19 protein-coding genes and 1 riboswitch are annotated in these 21246 nt (G+C 33.5%); of the genes, 8 read left to right on the top strand and 11 right to left on the bottom strand.

Annotated elements, in window-relative coordinates; all coding sequences use genetic code 11:
* Nucleotides 1-77 precede the first annotated feature (77 nt).
* The 3 genes from BZARG_RS05390 to cls are packed head-to-tail and all read left to right on the top strand — an operon-like array spanning nt 78 to nt 3176.
* The gene (locus BZARG_RS05390; protein ID WP_008636218.1) at nt 78-758 is read left to right on the top strand and encodes a hypothetical protein; all 681 of its coding nucleotides are present in this window, start codon (nt 78-80) and stop codon (nt 756-758) included.
* Nucleotides 759-792: 34 nt separating this feature from the next.
* A complete protein-coding gene (locus BZARG_RS05385) occupies nt 793-1722 on the top strand; it encodes a lytic transglycosylase domain-containing protein (RefSeq protein WP_008636235.1) in 930 nt (309 codons plus the stop codon).
* Complete coding sequence (gene cls, locus BZARG_RS05380) at nt 1722-3176, top strand: cardiolipin synthase (protein ID WP_008636224.1); 1455 nt, start codon at nt 1722-1724, stop codon at nt 3174-3176. Before BZARG_RS05385 ends, cls begins: the two co-directional genes overlap by 1 nt.
* A 1-nt stretch (nt 3177) precedes the next feature.
* On the opposite strand, the gene BZARG_RS05375 is transcribed toward cls, so the two are convergent.
* Together BZARG_RS05375 and BZARG_RS05370 are read right to left on the bottom strand one after the other, a co-directional pair.
* Nucleotides 3178-3744: a membrane protein gene (locus BZARG_RS05375; RefSeq protein ID WP_008636082.1), complete on the bottom strand. Its 567-nt coding sequence runs from the start codon at nt 3742-3744 to the stop codon at nt 3178-3180.
* Complete coding sequence (locus BZARG_RS05370; RefSeq protein ID WP_008636114.1) at nt 3734-4630, bottom strand: DUF6263 family protein; 897 nt, start codon at nt 4628-4630, stop codon at nt 3734-3736. The genes BZARG_RS05375 and BZARG_RS05370 overlap by 11 nt, the downstream gene beginning before the upstream one ends.
* A 168-nt stretch (nt 4631-4798) precedes the next feature.
* Here BZARG_RS05370 and rpmH point away from each other — a divergent pair, with 168 nt between their 5' ends.
* Nucleotides 4799-4960 (top strand): 50S ribosomal protein L34, encoded by a 162-nt coding sequence (gene rpmH, locus BZARG_RS05365; protein WP_040288045.1) that lies wholly within the window; start codon nt 4799-4801, stop codon nt 4958-4960.
* A 97-nt stretch (nt 4961-5057) separates the two neighbouring features.
* Complete coding sequence (gene carB, locus BZARG_RS05360; RefSeq protein ID WP_008636207.1) at nt 5058-7910, top strand: carbamoyl-phosphate synthase large subunit; 2853 nt, start codon at nt 5058-5060, stop codon at nt 7908-7910.
* 97 nt (nt 7911-8007) lie between these two features.
* On the opposite strand, the gene BZARG_RS05355 is transcribed toward carB, so the two are convergent.
* From BZARG_RS05355 to BZARG_RS05320, 8 genes are all read right to left on the bottom strand, one after another.
* Complete coding sequence (locus tag BZARG_RS05355; protein WP_008636112.1) at nt 8008-8712, bottom strand: DUF3307 domain-containing protein; 705 nt, start codon at nt 8710-8712, stop codon at nt 8008-8010.
* 1 nt (nt 8713) lies between these two features.
* A complete protein-coding gene (locus BZARG_RS05350; RefSeq protein ID WP_008636173.1) occupies nt 8714-9322 on the bottom strand; it encodes a hypothetical protein in 609 nt (202 codons plus the stop codon).
* A 233-nt stretch (nt 9323-9555) separates the two neighbouring features.
* Nucleotides 9556-10101, bottom strand: a complete 546-nt coding sequence (locus BZARG_RS05345) for an acyl-CoA thioesterase (RefSeq protein WP_008636129.1) — start codon at nt 10099-10101, stop codon at nt 9556-9558.
* A gap of 1 nt (nt 10102) precedes the next feature.
* A complete protein-coding gene (locus BZARG_RS05340) occupies nt 10103-10471 on the bottom strand; it encodes a hypothetical protein (RefSeq protein ID WP_008636145.1) in 369 nt (122 codons plus the stop codon).
* 14 nt (nt 10472-10485) lie between these two features.
* Entirely contained in the window at nt 10486-11883 is a 1398-nt protein-coding gene (gene rmuC / locus BZARG_RS05335; RefSeq protein ID WP_008636243.1) for a DNA recombination protein RmuC, read from the bottom strand.
* 95 nt (nt 11884-11978) lie between these two features.
* Nucleotides 11979-12770 carry an ABC transporter ATP-binding protein gene (locus tag BZARG_RS05330; protein WP_008636195.1) on the bottom strand — a complete coding sequence of 264 codons (792 nt, stop codon included), beginning with the start codon at nt 12768-12770 and terminating at the stop codon, nt 11979-11981.
* A 1-nt stretch (nt 12771) separates the two neighbouring features.
* Nucleotides 12772-13794 (bottom strand): FecCD family ABC transporter permease, encoded by a 1023-nt coding sequence (locus BZARG_RS05325; RefSeq protein WP_008636197.1) that lies wholly within the window; start codon nt 13792-13794, stop codon nt 12772-12774.
* Between the two features lie 31 nt (nt 13795-13825).
* Nucleotides 13826-14983 (bottom strand): ABC transporter substrate-binding protein, encoded by a 1158-nt coding sequence (locus tag BZARG_RS05320; RefSeq protein WP_008636079.1) that lies wholly within the window; start codon nt 14981-14983, stop codon nt 13826-13828.
* 218 nt (nt 14984-15201) lie between these two features.
* Nucleotides 15202-15401, top strand: a riboswitch (cobalamin riboswitch).
* Nucleotides 15402-15434: 33 nt separating this feature from the next.
* Between BZARG_RS05320 and BZARG_RS05315 the strand changes: the two genes are divergently transcribed.
* Genes BZARG_RS05315 through BZARG_RS15985 form a run of 3 tightly spaced genes read left to right on the top strand, consistent with a single transcriptional unit; the run spans nt 15435 to nt 20330 of the window.
* Complete coding sequence (locus BZARG_RS05315; RefSeq protein WP_008636247.1) at nt 15435-17264, top strand: TonB-dependent receptor plug domain-containing protein; 1830 nt, start codon at nt 15435-15437, stop codon at nt 17262-17264.
* A 5-nt stretch (nt 17265-17269) separates the two neighbouring features.
* Nucleotides 17270-18349, top strand: a complete 1080-nt coding sequence (locus tag BZARG_RS05310; RefSeq protein WP_008636205.1) for a YncE family protein — start codon at nt 17270-17272, stop codon at nt 18347-18349.
* Nucleotides 18350-18368: 19 nt separating this feature from the next.
* Nucleotides 18369-20330, top strand: a complete 1962-nt coding sequence (locus BZARG_RS15985; protein ID WP_008636239.1) for a DUF5074 domain-containing protein — start codon at nt 18369-18371, stop codon at nt 20328-20330.
* 64 nt (nt 20331-20394) lie between these two features.
* On the opposite strand, the gene BZARG_RS05295 is transcribed toward BZARG_RS15985, so the two are convergent.
* Nucleotides 20395-21099 carry a Dph6-related ATP pyrophosphatase gene (locus BZARG_RS05295; RefSeq protein WP_008636077.1) on the bottom strand — a complete coding sequence of 235 codons (705 nt, stop codon included), beginning with the start codon at nt 21097-21099 and terminating at the stop codon, nt 20395-20397.
* Nucleotides 21100-21246 lie beyond the last annotated feature (147 nt).

The following is a 21246-nucleotide window of genomic DNA, read 5'->3' as shown; positions in this document are numbered from 1 at the left end:
ACTATTTTTATATAGTTTTGCAATGCAAATTTACGAAAAATTATTGTCATTATGAGTGTAATAAGGTTTAATAGCTTATGAATCAAGATATAGTACATGTGTATTTCATGCCTGGTATGGCTGCAAACCCAACAATTTTCGAGCATATAAAGCTTCCGGAAAGTCAATTTAAAGTTCATTGGTTAAAATGGTTAATTCCTGAAGAAAACGAAACGCTAAAGGCATATGCTTTTCGTTTAACTAAAGAAATTAAACATAAAAACGTGGCTTTAATCGGAGTTTCATTTGGAGGTGTAATTGTTCAGGAAATGAGTAAGTTAATCACATTGAGGCGGTTAATAATAATTTCAAGTGTTAAAAGCTACAAAGAAATGCCAAGACGAATGATGCTAATGCGTGTTACAAAGGCTTACAAGCTAGCGCCAACGTCCTTGGTTAATAATATGGATATGTTGTCTAAATATGCTTTTGGTGAGACGCTTACGCACCGTGTGGAATTATATAAAAAATACCTGTCTGTAACAGATACACAATATCTTGATTGGGCCATAAAAGAAATGATTAATTGGGATCAATTAGAGCCCATAAAAGATATTATACATATTCACGGAACTAATGATAGTGTTTTTCCTTATAAATACATTAAAAACTGTATAAAAGTAGAGAATGGTACGCATGTTATGGTGATAAGTAAATACCGTTGGTTTAACGCTCATTTACCAAAACTTATTTTAGAGGGTTCTAGTCAATCATATTGATATTTTTTATAACTTTAAACCAAAACTTACAGAAATGAAAATGATAAAGAAAGCACTAGTATTAGTGGGGTTGTTAAGTTTAACCATCCTATTTATTTTTGCACAACAGAACGTGCCGACGGATGAGAATTTTGAGAAAAATCTTATAAACGACTATAATGTTTATGCCCTTCAAATTCCAATGGATTTAAATTTTGCGGGTGAAGATATGCCGTTAAACGACCCTGATGTTTACGAACGCATGGATCGGGAGTTATTGGTAAATACCTATTGGCAATCCAATGGTTTACTCATGTTTAAACGTGCTAAAAAATATTTTCCTATTATAGAACCTATTTTAGCTAAACATGGTGTACCAGACGATTTTAAATACCTAGCCGTTATTGAAAGTGGTTTAACTAACGCCGTTTCGCCAGCAGGAGCAAGAGGTGTATGGCAAATAATGCCAGCTACCGCTCGTGAATATGGTTTGGAAGTTAATGACAATGTGGATGAACGTTATAATTTAGAATTGGCCACAGAAGTAGCTTGTGATTATTTGAAGAAATCCAAAGAAAAACTAGGATCATGGACTTTAGCAGCCGCTGGTTATAATGCTGGTATGTCAGGTATTTCTAGACGTTTAAGCGAACAAAAAGTTACTGATTATTACGATTTGCTTTTAGGGGAAGAAACTGGTCGTTATATGTTTAGAATAGTAGCTTTAAAAGAAATTTTATCAAATGCTGATAAATATGGTTTTAACTTTAGAGATAAAGATTTGTATAAAAATATACCAACATACAAGGTTGCTGTCGATACTGCTGTAACCGATTTTGCTACTTTTGCTCAAAATTTCAAAATTAACTATAAGATTTTAAAAATTCACAATCCGTGGTTGCGTGAACCACATTTAAATAATAGAACTAGAAAGCAGTATTTTATTGAAATTCCGCAAGACGGTTATTACGCCACAAAACCTTAATGATTGATTTTTTAAAAGACAATATTTGGGTTTTCGTTATTGTTTTAAATTACATACTCGTAATTTCTGCAGTAACGACGATATTATTTAAAAATATAAATCCCACTAAAACTTTATCATATATAATGGTTTTAGTGGTTTTTCCTTATTTAGGATTGATTGTTTATTATTTTTTCGGTCAAGAATATCGTAAGAATAAAATTTTTAATAGAAAGAATGTTCTCAATAAAAATGTCGTTCAAAAACTTGATCGGGAATATAAATTGAGTAAAAGTCAGTTGCATAAACTAGATGAGTTTCTCGATACGAAAATGAAGCTGGTTAAGTTGATGAATAACAATAAAAACACGCCAGTAACACTTAAAAATGAACTTCAAATTATAAAAAACGGTAAAGAGAAATTTAAGTTGCTTTTTGAAGATTTAAAGCAAGCCAAGCATCATATTCATTTGGAATACTATATTTTAAAAGATGATCATATTGGTACAAAGCTTATTGATATTTTATGTGAAAAAGCTTCTGAAGGTATCAAAGTTCGCTTGACATTTGATGATGTTGGAAGTAAAATTTCATGGAAAACTAAAAGAAGATTGAAAGATAATGGCGTTGAATTCTATGCGTTTATGCCTGTTTTATTTCCGAATTTTACAGGAAAGATGAATTATCGAAATCATCGAAAAATAGCCATAATCGATGGTGAAATAGGATATGTGGGTGGTATTAATATTGCTGATGCTTATGTGAATTACAAAGATGACACAACATACTGGCGCGATACACATTTGCGTATTGTAGGTGAAGCATTAAAACCGTTGCAAGTTCATTTTTTAATGACATGGGATTTTGTATCCAACTCAAGTTGTGATATTTCGGTAGAACTATTTCCTAATTCGGATGTGCAAACTACAAAAGCGGTGCAAATTGCTGCTAGCGGGCCAGATACCGACTGGGCAAACATCATGGAAGCTATGTTTGTTGCAATTAATACGGCAGAAAATTATGTGTATGTTACAACGCCTTATTTTATTCCAAACGATGAAATAGTTACCGCATTGCAAGTGGCAGCAAAAAGCGGTATTGATGTGCGTTTGCTTATTCCAAAGGAATCGGATTCTTGGATAGCCAAATATGCTACTAATTCGTATTTAGAGCGCTTATTGGAAGCAGAGGTAAGAGTGTATCGCTATACAAAAGGGTTTATCCATGCTAAAACAATGGTTGTAGACGATTTATTTTCCACCATTGGAACTTCCAATCTAGATTACCGAAGCTTCAATATAAACTTTGAGATAAATGCGCTTATTTATAATAAAGAGACTAGTGTAGAACTCAAAGATCTATTTCTAGATGATATTTTAAATAGTGAAGAGCTCTCATTAGAAAGTTGGCAAAAACGTTCTAAATACTGTAAACTAAAAGAATCTTATAGTAGATTATGGTCTCCGTTATTGTAACTTATCGTCTTTTACCACGTGCTTGGTTCTGACCGTAATGTTGATTCGGGCCTTGAGCACGCTTCATATTATCTTTCATCATTTTAATCTGATCAGCTAACATATTACGCTTGTCCAATTTCTGCGCTTCGCCAAGTAATAATTTAGCTTCATTTTTACGGCGTTTTGTAAACGCTATTCCGGCTAAATTTAGTTTGGCCATCGCTAAATCATGATCCATAGATAATCCTAAAGAAATAGCCTTTTTAAAATGCTTTTCGGCTTCATTCATATTAGATTGCGAAACCATGATACCGTGAAGATAGTAATAATATCCTTCCTGCTTTTTTACTAGAGCACTACTCGGGTTTTTAATTTTATCTAGCCATTTTTTAGCACCTACGAAATCTTGCTTTCGAAGTCTTAAAAAAGCTAATAAGATAAATTCGTTTTTAAAATATAAAAATATAAATATGGTCGATAGAAGGATGTACATAATACCATTTCCAATATTGCCTTCAATAAATTGATAAACAGCAAATGCAATAATGCCTATAGCAATAATTAATTTTATAATTTTATTGTACATAAAGTTTGGTTTTATAGGTTGTATTAGAATTTATAGTTGTTGGTATTTTTACCGAATTATTTTGCAAAGATACAGCGTTACCTTGAGTTTTAGAAGTCACAGTCATTGTTTTTACAAAGCCACTTTTTTTATCGGCTGAAACATTGGTCTTTTTTATGCCTTCTAAAATCATATTATAATTGTCCTCTTCGGTATGCAATGTAATGTTTGCGCTACCAATCAAGCTAATATTTGGATTGGTACTGGTTAAAACCCAGGTGTTTTCCGCTGCTATATCTCCAGAATATGTGTTTTTCCATGAGTCGCCAATAGCTACTTTTTTTGTAGGGTAGATATAAGTGAATTGCTCAAAACTATCAGAAAGACTTTTGCTACCAAATTCTTTCTTCATTTCTTCAATCATAATTTGTTTGGTGAATTCATCTTCAATCCCCACGCCTTCCATCATGTTATTTATCATGCGTGTTGTACCACGAATGCTAATAATATCACCGCTTTTTAAAAACTCGACTTTAAGTTTGGCTTTTGTTAATCCCTTGAAAATTTGACCTTCCATATCACTTTCTTCAATGGGAGCAGCGGTATCCACAGATATCATTACGCCATATAAATTGGAAGTTGATTCTAATTTAAAATGTTTATATGAAAAATCTAAAATATAGGAGCTATCTGTGACGGTTTTGACCGTAAAAACAAACGTGCTTTCTAAAATATTAGTCATTTCATGAGTTGTTTCATCGCTATCTTGCGTTATAAGTTGATTTGCTTTTTGATGAACATGAATACTATCTCCAGTTTTTAAGTTATATTGCAGTTGTGTTTGTGCTTGTATTACATTACTTAAAGCCGTGAACAGTAGAAGAATAGTTGTTAAATTTTTATGCATTTTTTTGCCTTTTTTAAGGATAACAAAGAAACTAAAAATTTATCTATAAATTTTTTTTAAAATAAGGTTTGTTAAATAAAAAAGGGTTTGTATATTTGCACGCAGTTTTAGGGTTTAGAACCTAAAATAAGGTTAAAGATATTTAAGAAGATTTTAAAGATATAAGTAATGAGCAAAAGAACATTTCAGCCGTCAAAGAGAAAAAGAAAAAACAAGCATGGCTTCAGAGAAAGAATGGCTAGTGTAAATGGAAGAAAAGTCCTTGCTCGTAGAAGAGCTAAAGGAAGAAAGAAAATATCTGTATCTTCTGAATTAAGTCATAAAAAATAATGAATTAACAATTGTTAATATAATTAGGTGTTGCTTTGCGGTAACGCCTTTTTTTATACCTATTCGTTAACTACTTTTGCAAAAAAAAACACACAACATGCCTAAAAACAAAAACATAAAATCCGTACTGCTTATAGGTTCAGGCCCGATCGTTATTGGTCAAGCTTGCGAATTTGATTACGCTGGAACTCAGGCGCTACGTTCTTTAAGAGAGGATGGAATTGAAACAATTCTTATTAATTCCAACCCAGCAACTATCATGACCGATCCTTCTATGGCGGATCATGTTTATTTGTTGCCACTTACCACAAAATCCCTTATTAAAATTCTAAATGAACATCCACAAATTGATGCCGTTTTACCTACTATGGGTGGACAAACTGCATTAAATTTAGCGATTGAAGCAGAAGAAAAAGGTATTTGGGACGATTTTAATGTAAAGTTAATTGGTGTTGATATCGACGCGATTAATATTACAGAAGATCGTGAGAAGTTTCGCGAACTCATGTTGAAAATAGGTGTTCCAATGGCGCCACAAGCTACAGCAACGTCTTACTTAAAAGGTAAGGAAATTGCTCAAGAATTTGGTTTTCCATTGGTAATTAGAGCGTCTTATACATTAGGTGGCGCAGGTGCATCTATAGTTTATAAAGAAGAAGATTTTGATGAGTTATTAACACGTGGATTGGAAATTTCGCCAATTCATGAAGTTATGATAGATAAAGCACTTTTAGGCTGGAAAGAATTTGAGTTAGAGTTATTACGTGATAAAAACGATAACGTTGTTATTATATGTACTATTGAAAATATGGATCCGATGGGAATTCATACTGGCGATTCCATTACGGTGGCGCCGGCTATGACTTTATCGGATAAAACGTTTCAACGAATGCGTGATATGGCAATTCATATGATGCGTAGTATTGGCGATTTCGCTGGTGGTTGTAATGTCCAATTTGCCGTAAGTCCAGATGAAAACGAGGATATTATCGCTATTGAAATTAACCCGCGTGTATCTCGTTCTTCGGCATTAGCGAGCAAAGCAACTGGTTATCCTATTGCTAAAGTGGCTTCAAAATTAGCTATTGGTTATAATTTAGATGAATTAACCAATCAAATTACAGGTTCTACTTCGGCCTTATTTGAACCAACGCTTGATTATGTTGTGGTGAAAATACCGCGATGGAATTTTGATAAGTTTGAAGGTTCTGATAGAACTTTAGGTCTTCAAATGAAATCTGTTGGTGAGGTTATGGCTATCGGCCGGTCGTTCCAAGAAGCGTTGCATAAAGCGACACAATCCTTGGAGATTAAACGAAATGGTTTAGGTGCCGACGGGAAAGGTTATAAAGATTACGATCAGATTATTGAGAAATTAACCTTCGCGAGCTGGGATCGTGTATTTGTAATTTATGACGCTATTCAAATGGGTATTCCATTGAGTCGCATTCACGAAATTACTAAAATCGACATGTGGTTCTTAAAGCAATATGAAGAGTTACATTATTTAGAAAAAGAGATTTCTACTTTTTCAATTGAAAATATAGAGCGTGATTTATTACTTGAAGCGAAACAAAAAGGTTATGGCGACAGACAAATAGCGCACATGCTAAATTGTTTGGAAAGTCAAGTATACACGAAAAGAGAGGAATTTAAAATAAAGCGTGTTTATAAATTAGTAGATACGTGTGCGGCAGAATTTGAAGCGCAAACACCTTATTACTACTCTACATTTGAAAACGAAGTAGAATTATCAAATGGCGAAATAGCGCCATCTAATGAAAGTGTTGTTTCCGATAAAAAGAAAATCATTGTATTAGGATCGGGACCAAATAGAATTGGTCAAGGTATCGAGTTCGATTATTGTTGTGTTCACGGTGTTTTAGCGGCTGCAGAATGTGGTTACGAAACCATCATGATTAACTGTAATCCAGAAACGGTTTCAACGGACTTTGATATTTCCGATAAACTATATTTCGAACCGGTTTTCTGGGAACATATTTACGACATTATTCGTCATGAAAAACCAGAAGGTGTGATTGTTCAGCTAGGTGGCCAAACGGCACTTAAATTAGCTGAAAAATTAGATCGCTACGGAATTAAAATTATTGGTACAACTTATAAGTCTTTAGATTTAGCTGAAGATAGAGGTAGTTTTTCAACTATTTTAAAAGAAAATAATATTCCTTATCCAGAATTTGATGTGGCAACCAATGCCGATGAAGCTTTGGCAATTGCAGATGTTTTAGACTTCCCAATCTTGGTAAGACCTTCCTATGTGTTAGGAGGTCAAGGCATGAAAATTGTAATTAATAAGGATGAATTAGAAGAGCATGTTGTGGATTTATTACGCCAAATGCCTGATAATAAATTACTATTAGATCGTTATTTAGATGGCGCTATTGAAGCGGAAGCGGATGCTATTTGTGATGGTGAGAACGTTTATATTATCGGAATCATGGAGCATATTGAACCTTGCGGAATCCATTCAGGAGATAGTAACGGTGTCTTGCCTCCTTTTAATTTAGGTGATTTGGTACTGCAGCAAATAAAAGATCATACAAAAAAAATTGCATTAGCATTAAATACGGTTGGTTTAATTAATGTACAATTCGCAATTAAAGACGATGTTGTTTATATTATTGAAGCCAATCCTAGAGCCTCTAGAACGGTTCCTTTTATTGCAAAAGCTTATGGTGAACCATATGTGAATTATGCAACAAAAGTGATGCTGGGGGTTAATAAGGTAACCGATTTTGACTTTAAACCGAGATTAGAAGGTTACGCTATAAAACAACCTGTGTTTTCTTTTGATAAGTTTCACAATGTTAACAAACAACTAGGTCCTGAAATGAAGAGTACGGGCGAAAGTATTTTATTTATTGATGACTTAAAAGATGATGAGTTTTATAACTTATACGCCCGACGTAAAATGTACTTAAGTAAATAAAAGGGTAGTAATGCTGTTATTTTAAAGGCTAATTGCTCATGTAGTAATAAAAAACCATCAGATGTTTTCTGATGGTTTTTTTGTAGCTTATTTTGATTTACATTAGAAATCGAAATACAACGCCTGTTACAATCGCTATTCCGAAGCTGATTAGGGTGCCAATTAGAATATATTCGGTGAGTTTTCTTTGTTTACTTTCTTTTAAATCGCCAAACCTAAAAACCGACTTAGCCGTAATTAAAAACCCAACAGCTTCCCAATGATCCATTATAATAAAAATGAATACTAAAATACGCTCCAGGATACCAATGTATTTACCAGCATCTTTAAGCGATTCGTTGCCTTTAGTTAGTTTTTCAATATTCCATTTGCTGAAAATGGCTTGCATAATAATAGATACTGGTACCGTTAAAAAAAGCAAACAGGTTAGTAGGAGCAAGGCAGTTTCTGTGGGGAAATCGGCCGTTGAGAACATCATATCTCTATAAAGGAAATACGCAGCAAAAATGCTGATAATATGTAATAGCTGATCAATAAAAAACCACCGACGTTTGGTTCTCTTCGTTTGAAATAGCAGTTTCAAAGCATCGATTATAAAATGTAAAGCACCAATTATGAGTAATAATGGCCAATAGGATACATCCCAAACAATAAGAAATAATAAGGCAATATGAATGCCCACATGTAAATATAGTTTAGGCGATTTAAGTTTCTTTTTCTCTTTATTCTTTACCCAAGACTTTGGTTGAATAATAAAGTCACCAATTAAATGTGCTAACACTAATTTTACTAGTAGAATCATACTACAAGTTAGTTATTTTAATATTACACAGTGTGTTAAGTTCTAATATTTCTTCAAGGTTTGCGCGTTTTACACGTTTGCTAATAGCATCTTGACTGATACCGATGCGTTGAGCAAGATCTGTTTGAATGCTTTTTGGATTTTCAATATGCATTTTTACAATTTCGGCAGAGTTTGTCGTCCAATTATCCATGCTGATTAAAGCTAATTTAATGTATAAATTGAGGTCTCTATCCAGATTAGGGTTTGCCGTTTTTATTTTTAAATTCAATTTTTCCTTTTTCAGGTTTTCTAATGTTTCACCAGAAAACTGAAAAGCTTCGCCGTTGGATTCGGTTACAGATGTACCTTGATAGGTTTTAGCACCCATACCAATTGCCATTCGAACATCTAAACCTTTTATCATTTTAATACAGGCTTTGATGTACGTGGCGTGTAAAAAGATGTCTTGCGGATTATTAAATTCTATTTGAAAACTATCACCTCGGTATATTTCCCATAAATTCTCATCAGGTTGTAAAAAGGTTAAAGCGTCTTTAAGTTGTGATAACCATATAGTAGGTTTCACATGTTTGGACTTAATAATATCGCCTGTTATAACACTTATCATAAGTTTTATTTCTTAAGTATCTAAAATGTAATTCTAGTACTAAATACTTGAATCCTTAAAGAAGTTAAAGTATTCTGTAAAAAAGGAATAAACTAAAATATTCCGTTAAAAAGGAATATATTTAATTATTCCGTAATTGCGGAATAATCAAATATCGATTATTTTATTGAAATAACCAAATGATTAAAAATAAAGAGGTAAGAATGATTGCAGTTAAGCAGTCAAGAAAGGGATTATAAATCTAACTTAATATTATAACCTTCAAGTTCTTTTAAGTAATGATCCAAAACAAAATCCTCGCTACTAAATTCAATTCGTCTATTTCTTTTGGTATAATTACGTTCAATAGCTTTTAAAAAGCGTTTCACTTCTTCTAAAGTAGATAAAACAAGACCAGGCACGGGAATAGATTTTCCAACATCATCTTTTGCGACCATTGTGAAATATGAAGAGTTGCAATGTTTAACAAGTCCGGTTCTAATATTTTCAGCCTCTACACGAATGCCAACAACCATAGACGTTTTTCCCACAAAGTTAATGGATGATTTCATGGTAACGAGTTCGCCAATTTCTACAGGTTCTAAAAAATCTACCGTGTCTACAGAAGCTGTAACGCAATAGTTTTCGGAGTGTTTAGAAGCGCAGGCATAAGCTATTTGGTCCATTAAACTCAACATGTAACCACCATGAATTTTACCACCAAAATTGGAGTGTAAAGGTTGCATAAGTTCCGCAATGCTAATTTGAGAGCTAGCCACGGTTTTGTAAGTTTTATTCATATTAAAAGCGCCTATTATTTCGTTCTTTATCCTCTTCTACTTTGGTAATAAAAAATTTAGTATCTCCCAACCAAAAGAGATTTATATAGCGCTCAAAATAATGAAGTTTCACGTACTTTCCTTGAAAACTCTTTAAATCTTCAATAACGGCCGTTTCCGAATTACTAACCGAGAATTGAAATATTTGACCTTCAGAAACACCTTGACTTATTTGCCCTTCCCAGGTTTTAATAATGGCACCTTTTCGACTGAATTTAACCAGTTCGCCTGCACTAATACCTTTACTATAGGTTGCAAAATATGCGAAACAACCAAAAGCAACTAAAAAAAGCGCTATAATAACTGTTGACTTTATTAAAAAATTTTTCATATTATTTTTGTTTTTTATTCATCGTCGTCGTTCTGAAGTTGCGCCCGTTTTATAATAGTCTCTGGCAGAGATTTTTTTGCTTTCGCTCCCATTTTTTTGAGCTTTTCAACACGTCCAATAATGTTTCCTTTTCCATCGACCAGTTTATTCATGGCTGCCGAATAATCCGTTTTAGCTGCATCAATTTTTTTACCAACACCTGTTAAATCTATCACTAAACCTTCAAACTTATCATAAAGTGCACCCGCTTGTTTGGCTATTTCTAACGCATTTCGCTGTTGCTTTTCATTATTCCACATGGTATCAATAGTACGCAAAGTAGCTAATAATGTTGTAGGTGTAACAATTACAATGTTTTTTTCGAAAGCTTTATTATAAAGTGAGTTGTCTTCATTTATAGCTACCGCAAAAGCTGGTTCAATGGGAATAAACATTAAAACAAAGTCAGGGGATTCTATATCGTATAAATCTTCGTACTTCTTATCGGAAAGCTGATCTACGTGTCGCTTAATAGAGTTTACATGCGCTTTTAACCATAAAGGTCTATCATCATCTTCGGCATTCACCAAGCGTTCGTAATCGGTTAAAGAAACTTTACTATCAATAATCATCCGTTTATTATCTGGCAAATGTAAAACCACATCCGGAAGAACGCGGCTGCCATCTTCTCGGGTAAAATGCTTCTGAACAAAATACTCGCGATCTTTTTCCAATCCGGACTTCTCTAGCACACGCTCCAATACTAATTCACCCCAGTTTCCTTGCATTTTACTATCGCCTTTTAAAGCGCGTGTAAGGTTGGTGGTTTCTTTAGTCATTTGCAGATTCAAATCTTTTAAGCTTAATAGCTGCTCCTTTAAAGATGAATGCATACTGATACTTTCCTTTTGAGTATCTTCAACTTTCTTTTCAAAGAGTTGAATTTTCTCTTGCAATGGATTTAGTATTTGCTTAATATTTTCTTTATTCTGAAGGGTGAATTTCTCACTCTTTTCATCCAGAATTTTGGTTGCTAATAATTCAAAATCTTTTCGTAACTGTTCTTGTTGAATTATTAACTCTTCATCACGTTTTAAAAGTTGATGCTCCAAGTTTTCATATTCTGAATTTCTACGTGCTAACTCCGAATTTAAAAGCTCTTTTTCTCTTCGAATGCCATCACGGTCGATTTCAGTTTTCGCTAATACGTCTTTAAAATCCCTAATTTGTTGATTAAAATAAAGACTTTGCTTTTTTATCTCTTCTTCAAAAGACAACTTGTTGTTAGATAGTTGTTGCTGTAAATTGCTATTTCGTTCCTCAAGCGTGCTCGTTTCACTTTTATTTTTAAGTTTAGAAATAGTAAGACCAATATAAGCGCCAATGGCAGCTGATAGGAGAATGGCAATAATGAGGATAATGCTGTCTGTCATTTCAAAAAAGTGAATTTAATCAAAGATAAATTTTTTAGTTAAAACAAGTGAGATTTGATATATGAACTTTCAGCAAAGAAATAATGATGATAAATTCACTTCTTCACCCGAAAACTACCCAATTTATTATCGAAAGCAATTAAATCTTTAGGAAAAAGGGTTTCAAAAATACCTTGTTCAATTAAATGGTTAGGCGTATCTGTAATAACTGAATTATTTGTCATAACCACCATGGTATCGCAAAGTTGAATAGCTAAATCGATTTCGTGGGACGAAAATAAAATCGTTTTATCGGTCTCTTTAACTAATTTTTGGAGTAATTTTAAAATGTATGCTTTGTGATACATATCCAAATGCGTAGTTGGTTCATCTAAAATTATTAAGTCGGTATCTTGAGCCAATGCTCGCGCAATCATAGCTTTTTGAAGTTGGCCATCGCTTAATTCGAAGCATTTTTTATCTTTTAACGCTTCGATGTTGGTTTGGATTATTGCGCGATTTATAACCTCCAAATCTGTTTCCGATAAATTACCTACCCAGTTTGTATACGGCTGTCTACCTAACGCAACTAATTCGAAAACGGTTAAGTTTTTAGAAGCTATTTTCTCCGTTAAAACCAAACTCATGGTTTTTGCTAAATCCGAACTTGTGTAAGCATCTAAACTTTTTTCATTTAGATAAACAGTTCCCGATAGTTTTGCTTGTACGTTAGTTAAGGTTCTTAAAAGCGTAGATTTCCCTATACCATTAGCACCCACTAAACCGATTAGCTGACCTTTTTGTAAGGCCATATTAATGTTAGAAGCTACAACTGTTTCTACTTTTTTAGAAGCGTAACCGATTGTTAAGTTTTCGGTTTTAAGGATGATATGTTGGTCTGTTTTCATCTTAAAAAAGCATTTTCCGTTTCCGTACCAAAAGCCAAATTACCACGGGCGCACCAATTAATGAAGTGATGGCATTAATTGGTAAGGTATAATCACTAGTTGGTAACTGAGCAATACTATCACATATTAGCATAATAATGGCGCCAAATAAAAATACGGCTGGTAATAATATTTTATGATTTGAGGTTGTAAATACCTGTCGTGTAATATGTGGAATAGCCAAACCTATAAAGGCAATAGGTCCAGCAAATGCTGTGATGGTTCCTGCCAATAAGCTCGTGGCTAAAATAATTATCAACCGACTTTTCTTGAGATTTAATCCGAGACTTTTTGCATAATTTTCGCCTAATAAAAGTGAGTTTAATGCTTTAATAGAAAAAATGGTTAAAATTAAACCGACGATATAAACACTAAAGAAAATAGCCAATTCGTACCAAGATAAATTACCCAAGCTACCAAAACCCCAGAAAATATATTGTTGTAATTGCTCTGCACTACTGAAGTAGGAAAGGACACTTACCACAGCTGCTGTAATGCTTCCAAACATGAGACCAATAATTAGGATAGCCATTGTATCTCGTACTTTAGAAGAGACGAGTAAAACAGCCGATAGAACCAGAAAACTCCCTAAACTTGCCGCAATAATAATGCTCCATTTGGAAATTAATAAAGTTGCAAATACGCCACCAAAAATACCTGCTCCTAAAATAATAAGAGCCACACCTAAACTGGCACCAGAACTAATACCTAAAACATAAGGACCCGCTAGTGGATTTCTAAAAAGAGTTTGCATTAATAATCCCGAAATCCCTAAACCAGAACCGACCAAAATAGCCGTAAAAGCTTTTGGTAAGCGGTAGTTTTGAATAATATACTGCCACGATTCGTGATCTGATGAGCCTAGCAGACTATCAACAATAGCATGCAATGGAATTGACACCGATCCCAAACTAATATTTGCAAAAAAGCAAACAATTAGCACGGCAATTAGTGATATGAAAGCGTATGTAAACTTGGTGTTCATAGACGATTAGAACCTAATTGCAAATATCGTGTTATTGTAATGGATGGAAAAACTGCGACTCATAATCTTCAAGTAACTCTGGATGCGCAATTTTTACTAAATCTTTCAGCACTAAATCGGGTCTAGCAGTTCCTATTTCGTAATAAGTAACGCCACCGGTTTCGCCTGCTGTATTTACAAATGAATAGATGGTTTTGTTTTTAAACGCATCAAATTGTGTGTAATGTGCGTTTGCTTTTTCTAAAGCCTCGTATGACCCATAATAAGATGGACTAATCCAAATATCAGCATCTTTAGCTTTCTCATAAACGGCTTCAAAATTTAAAGCCAAACTTCCTTTACTATCTGTATTTTGCCATAAATAGTTGACATTAGCATCTTTTAAAAGTTGTGCTTCTGGACTAGTACCACTTGGCAGGTACCAAATATCTTTATGCATGGCGCCACTTAAAACACGTGGTATATTTGTGGCATTTTGTGCCAGTTTTTTAGCTTCTAAATAATCACTTTCAATTTTTCTGAAAACAGTGTCAGCCTGCTCGCTCTTATTATATAGAACGCCAAAAAACTTTATCCATTCTGCTTTTGCTAAAGGTGATGTTTCTACCCAGTCACCATTATAAATAACAGGAATACCTGACTTACTAATAGTTTCAAGACTTTTATTAGTGCCATCCATACCAAAACCAACGACAACGTTTGGATTAAGCTCTAATAAAACTTCGGTATTAATACCTTCATTTTTCCCTAATTCTCTAACTGCTTTAGAGTCGATTAATTTTCGTGTTCTTTCCGAAGAAATATAGTCAGTACCAGGAAAGCCTATCAATGTATTTTCAACCTCTAATAACTCTAAAGCTGGAATATGCGTTGTGGAGGTAACTACCATTTTTTCGATCGGAATAGTAATGATGCCATCGTAATCATCCTTATTAAATGTACTGACCGCTGACTGCTCTTTTGTCAATAATAAATAGCTGTAATTTTTTTCGGAATTTGGCCACGGATTACTAATGTTTAAAATGGTGTACTGTTCGTAGTTTTCTATACTGAAACCTGTGGCATAATCAATATTTATTGAGGTTTCAATAGATTCATTTACCGTAATTTCCTTCTGCTTTTTATCTTGGCAATTCCAGAAAAATAAACTGACTAGTAGGGTAACTAAAATTATTTTTTTGTGTAACATTGGTAACATTTATTTGATTAGAAATCATGTAAATTTACAGAAAATTTACAACTATGCGTGATGGTTCAAATGTAACATTATATATAGTAGCTAGAGTTATTATCTTCCATTTTTTGGCAGGGTTTATTTATTTGCTTTATAAAATGACCAAGAAAAAATAAGCTTCATTATGCAAATCTAAAAAGAATAGCTATTTTTGCGCAGAATTTGGTTTGATGGTAAATCAAGATTTTTTTGCGTTTTTTCAAAAAAATCAAGATTACCTCAATTAAAAGGGAATCTGGTTAAAATCCAGAACTGTTCCCGCAACTGTATGCTATCAAGCTTCATGTTAAACTTCAAGTCACTGTCTATTTAAGGATGGGAAGACCAACATGAAGACGTAAGTCAGGAGACCTGCCAATTTCGTAACCTTAAAATTAAAGGCTTTCGGGTAAAGGGCTAACTGATTATGAATCGATATTTTACATTATTGATGTGTTTTTCCTTTGGTGCAAATTTTGCACAAGATGCTCCAGTTACGGAGTTGAACGAAGTCAGTTTAAAATATATTAAATTAAAAGATTCAGTTTATACCACAACGCAAACGATTTTAAGCGATAGTATTTTAAAACGGAACCCAACCTCACTTACCAGTCTTTTAAATTATAATACCACTATTTACTTAAAAGAAAATGGTTTAGGTATGGTTTCTTCACCTAGCTTTAGAGGCACCACAGCACAACAAACAGCCGTTTTGTGGAATGGAATTAATATAAATTCTCAAACTACAGGTCAAACAGATTTTAATACAGTTAATACGCGAGGCTATGATCAGGTAATTGTAAAGTCGGGTGGTGGTGGCGTTGTAGATGGCAGTAATGCTATTGGTGGTAGTATTTATTTAGAAAATAAAATTGACTACAATACTGGGTTTGAAAACGATTTATTTTTAAACTATGGAAGTTATAATACGTATGGAATCGATTATAAAACAAGTTATTCAACAAAAAACACGAGTTTTTCATTAGGCATTTCGAATCAAGGTTCCGAAAACAACTATGAGTATCAAGGAACTGAACGAATTAACAAAAATGGACAATTTAAGAATACAAATATCAGCACGACTTTTGGTTTTAAGTTAAACAAGAAAAATGCTATAAACTTGTATTCCAATATATATGATGGCAAACGAAATTTCTCTCTTCCAACGCCGAATGCTTTAGAAAGTAAGTACGATGATTTTAACACCCGAAGTATGGTGGAATGGGTCTCCAAATTTAAAGGCATAATCTCCAATACTAAAGTTGCTTACATTACTGAAAATTATAAATACTACCCGAACATTGCTAGAGATTATTATAGTTATGGCGATGTAGGGAGTTTGTTTTTAAAATATAATTTAGATTATGAATTAGGCCGAATGCTTATAAGTGGAGGCTTTAATTATAATCAAAATAATGGCGAAGGTTCTGATATAAAACATGAAAAACGTCATTTAGGATCTGCTGTTTTAGGCTTAAAACATAAAGTTAATAAACGATTTTTATATGAGATTAGCTTACGTCAAGAATTAAATAGCGTGTATGAAAGCCCGTTTTTATATTCAGCAGGTGTTCAAGCTGAAATAACGCGTTTTTATAGTCTGAAATTAAATACATCCAAAAATTTCAGAATCCCTACTTATAATGACATGTATTGGGAAGGACTCGGTAATCCTGATTTAAAACCTGAACTATCTTATCAAGGGGAAATGAGTCATATTTTACATATTCCAAATGCTACACTGACGCTTAATGGTTATTATAATAAAGTTCAAAATTTATTATTATGGACGCCTGATGTAAATGGTGTTTGGCGACCAAAAAATGCGGAAAACGTCAAAATTTATGGAGTTGAAGCGCTTTTAACGGCCAAAAAAAGTATTGCATCTCATACAGTTGATGTCTCGGCAACCTATGCCTATACGGTTTCAACAAACGAAAAAACGGATAATCAATTAATTTATGTCCCGTATCATAAATTAACGACTGCTGTAGGGTATAATTACAAAAAACTGTCTGCTTATTATCAATATATCCGAAACGGCGAAGTTTATACTACAACCGATAATGCGTCAGAACATATTCTTAATAGCTATATGGTTGCCAATTTTGGTGTAGAATATAATTTAGGAAGGAAGAACAACACATATATATTAGGTGCAAAAGTTTTAAACTTATGGAACGAATCCTATGAAAGTGTTTTAAATAGACCCATGCCGGGTCGAAACTTTAATGTGTATTTAAATTTTAATATTTAGTAATTATGAAAAATTATTTAAAATTAGTAGTCGTATTCGCTGCCGGTTTGCTTTTGCAGAATTGTACCAGTGACGATCGTGAAATTATTATTGACAATCCACCACCTTCTGGCGATTACGCTAACGGTGTATTTGTTTTAAACGAAGGTGGCTACACGAGTTCTAATGCCTCTGTATCTTTTATTGATGATTCAGGAGAGGTGTACAACGATATATTTTATGCTGTTAATGGAAGATTATTAGGGGATGTAGCTCAAAGCATGGCTTTTTACGAAGATAAAGCTTACATAGTAGTGAATAATTCAAATACTATTGAAGTAGTAAATCGCTACACTTTTGAACTTATTACAACTATTGAAAATGATATTTTAACTCCGCGTTATATGACTTTCGATGGTGATAAAGGATATATTACTAACTGGGGTGATCCCGCAGATACCACGGACGATTATGTGGCGGTTTTAGACACAGAAACCAATGTGGTTATTAAAACAATTCCCGTTGCAGAAGGACCAGAGGCGATATTAAATAATAATGGAACTCTATATGTTTCACATTATGGCGGTTGGGGCTATGGTAATACCATATCTGTACTTGATGCGGTTTCGGAAAGCGTTACGTCAACTATTGCCGTTTATGATGTGCCAGGAGATATGGTTATACACAATAACGATTTATATGTTCTTTGTTCTGGAAAAGCCAACTATACAGGTGATGAAACATTAGGTGGAATACAAAAAATAAACATGGTAACAAATCAAGTTACCGATGAAATTGTTTTCGCATCTGGTGTTCATCCTGGCTATCTACAAATAGATAATAATGCACTTTTATATACTCTAAATAGAGAAATATATAGAGTAGATTTTAGTGATTTCACATTGCCTACAGCACCTCTTTTTAGTACCATTTCGCAGAATGTGGGAGTATTATATGGTTTTAAAATTATTGAAGGAGATATCTATATAGCCGATGCTAAAGACTATGTTTCTAATGGCGAAGCATTAGTATATAATTTACAGGGCCAATTTAAAAAAAACTATAATGTTAAGCTTATTCCAAACGGATTTTATAATAATAATTAAATAATTTAAAAACGAAAACATGAAACAAAATTATCTATTCTTAATACCTTTTATTTTTGGTCTTTTAGCCTTTTCTGGCTTTGCGCAAGCTAATTATGATAATGGTGTTTTTATATTAAATGAAGGTGGGTTTGGTAGCTCTAACGCTTCCTTATCTTTTTTAAGTGATTCAGGAACTATAAACAACGGTATTTTTACATCCGAAAACCCTGGTAAGACTATAGGAGACGTTGCACAATGCATGGGCTTTTATGGTGATCATGCTTATGTAGTATCCAACGGGAGTAATGAAATTAATGTGGTCGAACGCTCGACATTTGCATATAGTGCAAAAGTAACAATAGGTATTGAGAATCCACGATATATAGAATTTGATAACGGTTTAGGATATATTACAAATTGGGGAAATGCATCAGATCCAAATGCCTCTTATGTAGCCGTATTAGATTTAGCTACGAATACTATAACAACTACGATTCCAGTAGGTGAAGGACCAGAAAAAATAATCAAAAAGAATAACCAGCTATTTGTAGCACACAAAGGTGGTTATGGTCATGGTAATATTGTTTCGGTTATAAATTTAACAGACTATTCGGTTTCAGAAATTACAGTAGGGGATGTTCCAAATTCTATTGTAGCTGATGATGATTATTTATATGTACTTTGTGGTGGAAAACCAGCGTGGACAGGCGATGAAACTTTAGCGAAATTATTCAGAATAGATTTAAATGATTTTTCTTTAAAGGATATCTATAATTTTACAATGGGTAATCATCCAGATTTTTTACAAGTTGAAAATGGAAATGCTTATTATGTGTTAAATAATAACATTTATAATTTTGATTTTTCAGCTAGCTTACCAACAACAGAATTTATTAATACATCTGCTGAAGGTATGTTGTCGGCTTATGGATTTTCGCTTGTAGATAATTTGTTTTATTTAACAGATGCTGGTGATTATACAAATGAAGGTCAGGTTTTTACTTATAATATTTCTGGAATTTACCAAAACACCTATACAGCTGGAATTAATCCAAATGGAATTTATAAGTATACTATGCCTTTGGGTATATACCCGCCACCTGCAGGTCAAACTGGAACGACTGCCATTGCTAAAGGTAACACGTTATTTATTGATTGGGCTTCAGGTGCATCTGTGACACGAGGATTAATGAATATTACAGATTCTGGAAGCGGTAATGCTACTGTTGGTACGGAGACTAACGCTACAGGTATTGCTAATAACGCGATTGTGAGTTTAGGTGATCGTGGAGAGGCTATTTTAACATTTGATATACCTATTGCTGATGAACCAGGCTATGATTTTGCAGTTTTTGAAAACTCTTTTAGTGATACCTTTTTAGAATTAGCTTTCGTTGAAGTGAGTTCAGATGGTGCTAATTATTTCAGATTCCCTAATCACAGTCAGACGCAAACCGATACGCAAGTCGGTGGTTTTGGAGCTGTTGATGCTACGTATATCAATAATTTAGCGGGTAAATATCGTACTGGTTTTGGAACACCTTTCGATTTAGCCGACATTCCTAACGACGCGCTTTTGGATAAAAATAGTATCACACATGTTAAAGTAATTGACGTGGTTGGAACAATAGACCCTGCTTTTGCCTCTTATGATTCCTATGGAAATATAATAAATGATCCATTTCCAACACCTTTTGGCTCTAGTGGTTTTGATTTAGATGCTGTTGGAGTAATAAATAACGCGAAAACCATGAGTGCTGTAGATGATAACATGGTTGAATTGAAAATATATCCAAACCCCGCTTCAGATTTCTTTAATATAAAGAGTCTTAACCAAGTTGTTGATTTAGAAATTTATGATATAACTGGGAAATTAGTAAAGCAACTAAATAATACATCTGAAAAACAGATTAATATTTCTAATTTAAAGCAAGGTGTTTATATTGTGAAAATTTCATCGCAAAATAAAAATGGCTTGTTTAAGCTGATCAAGCAGTAATATAATTTCATTTAATTGAAATGCCACGATACAAAACACTATGTTTAGTTATCGTGGTATTTTTTTATGCCATAGGTAACAAATCACAAAACCAAAAGCCAGAAAGAGTACCTGCTGAATCCGGACTTGGATACTCGCGGTAAGTTTTCTCACCAATTTCGAAATTTACTGGTGTTTTAAAAATTGGCCCATCAAAACAGAAGGTGTGAAATTCACCATTCTCGCCGCATGGATCAACTGTATCAGGTAAATTAGCAATTAAATCTTCATCTATAATTCTACCAACAAAATCCTCCGAGAAATAGTTAGCATTTGCGCAAACTATGACAGCTTTAAAACCTAAATCAAGAAACTCCTGCATTAAATCTTTAGTATTTCTTTTCCAAAGTGGAAATACGGTATTTATTCCTTGGCTTCCTAGTTGTTTTTCGCGGTATAACTTAAGGTCTTCCAGTAAAATATCGCCAAATGCAGAATGTGTAAAACCTTGCTCTTTAAGGTTTGAAGTGGCCGTAATCATAAGCTGATTGTAGTCATCCATACTGGGCTGTTCTGGTAGTTTTATTGTAGAAAATGGTACTCCTATTGAAGTAGCTTGCCTCTCAATAAAATCTATTCGTAAACCATGCATAGTAACACGATTATAACTGCTGTTTACTGTTGTAACGAGTTGCTCAATACTGTAGCTATTGTCTAGCTTTAAATAATAAAGTGCTAGAGCCGAATCCTTGCCGGTGCTCCAGTTAATATATGTTTTGTAAGGCTTCATTAATTATCTATTAAAGGCGAAGTTATTATATTTAATGCATTTTCATAGTCGCGTTAGTACTTAATAAATATTTTTTAAGGTTTAAAATAGCCTTTAATTAATACTGAAAACTCCTAGTATTTAACTAATGAGAAACTACCAATAAAA

Source organism: Bizionia argentinensis JUB59, assembly GCF_000224335.1.
GTDB lineage: Bacteria > Bacteroidota > Bacteroidia > Flavobacteriales > Flavobacteriaceae > Algorimicrobium > Algorimicrobium argentinense.
Note: the sequence above shows the minus strand (reverse complement) of the source record. Positions and strands in the feature narration are given on the sequence as shown.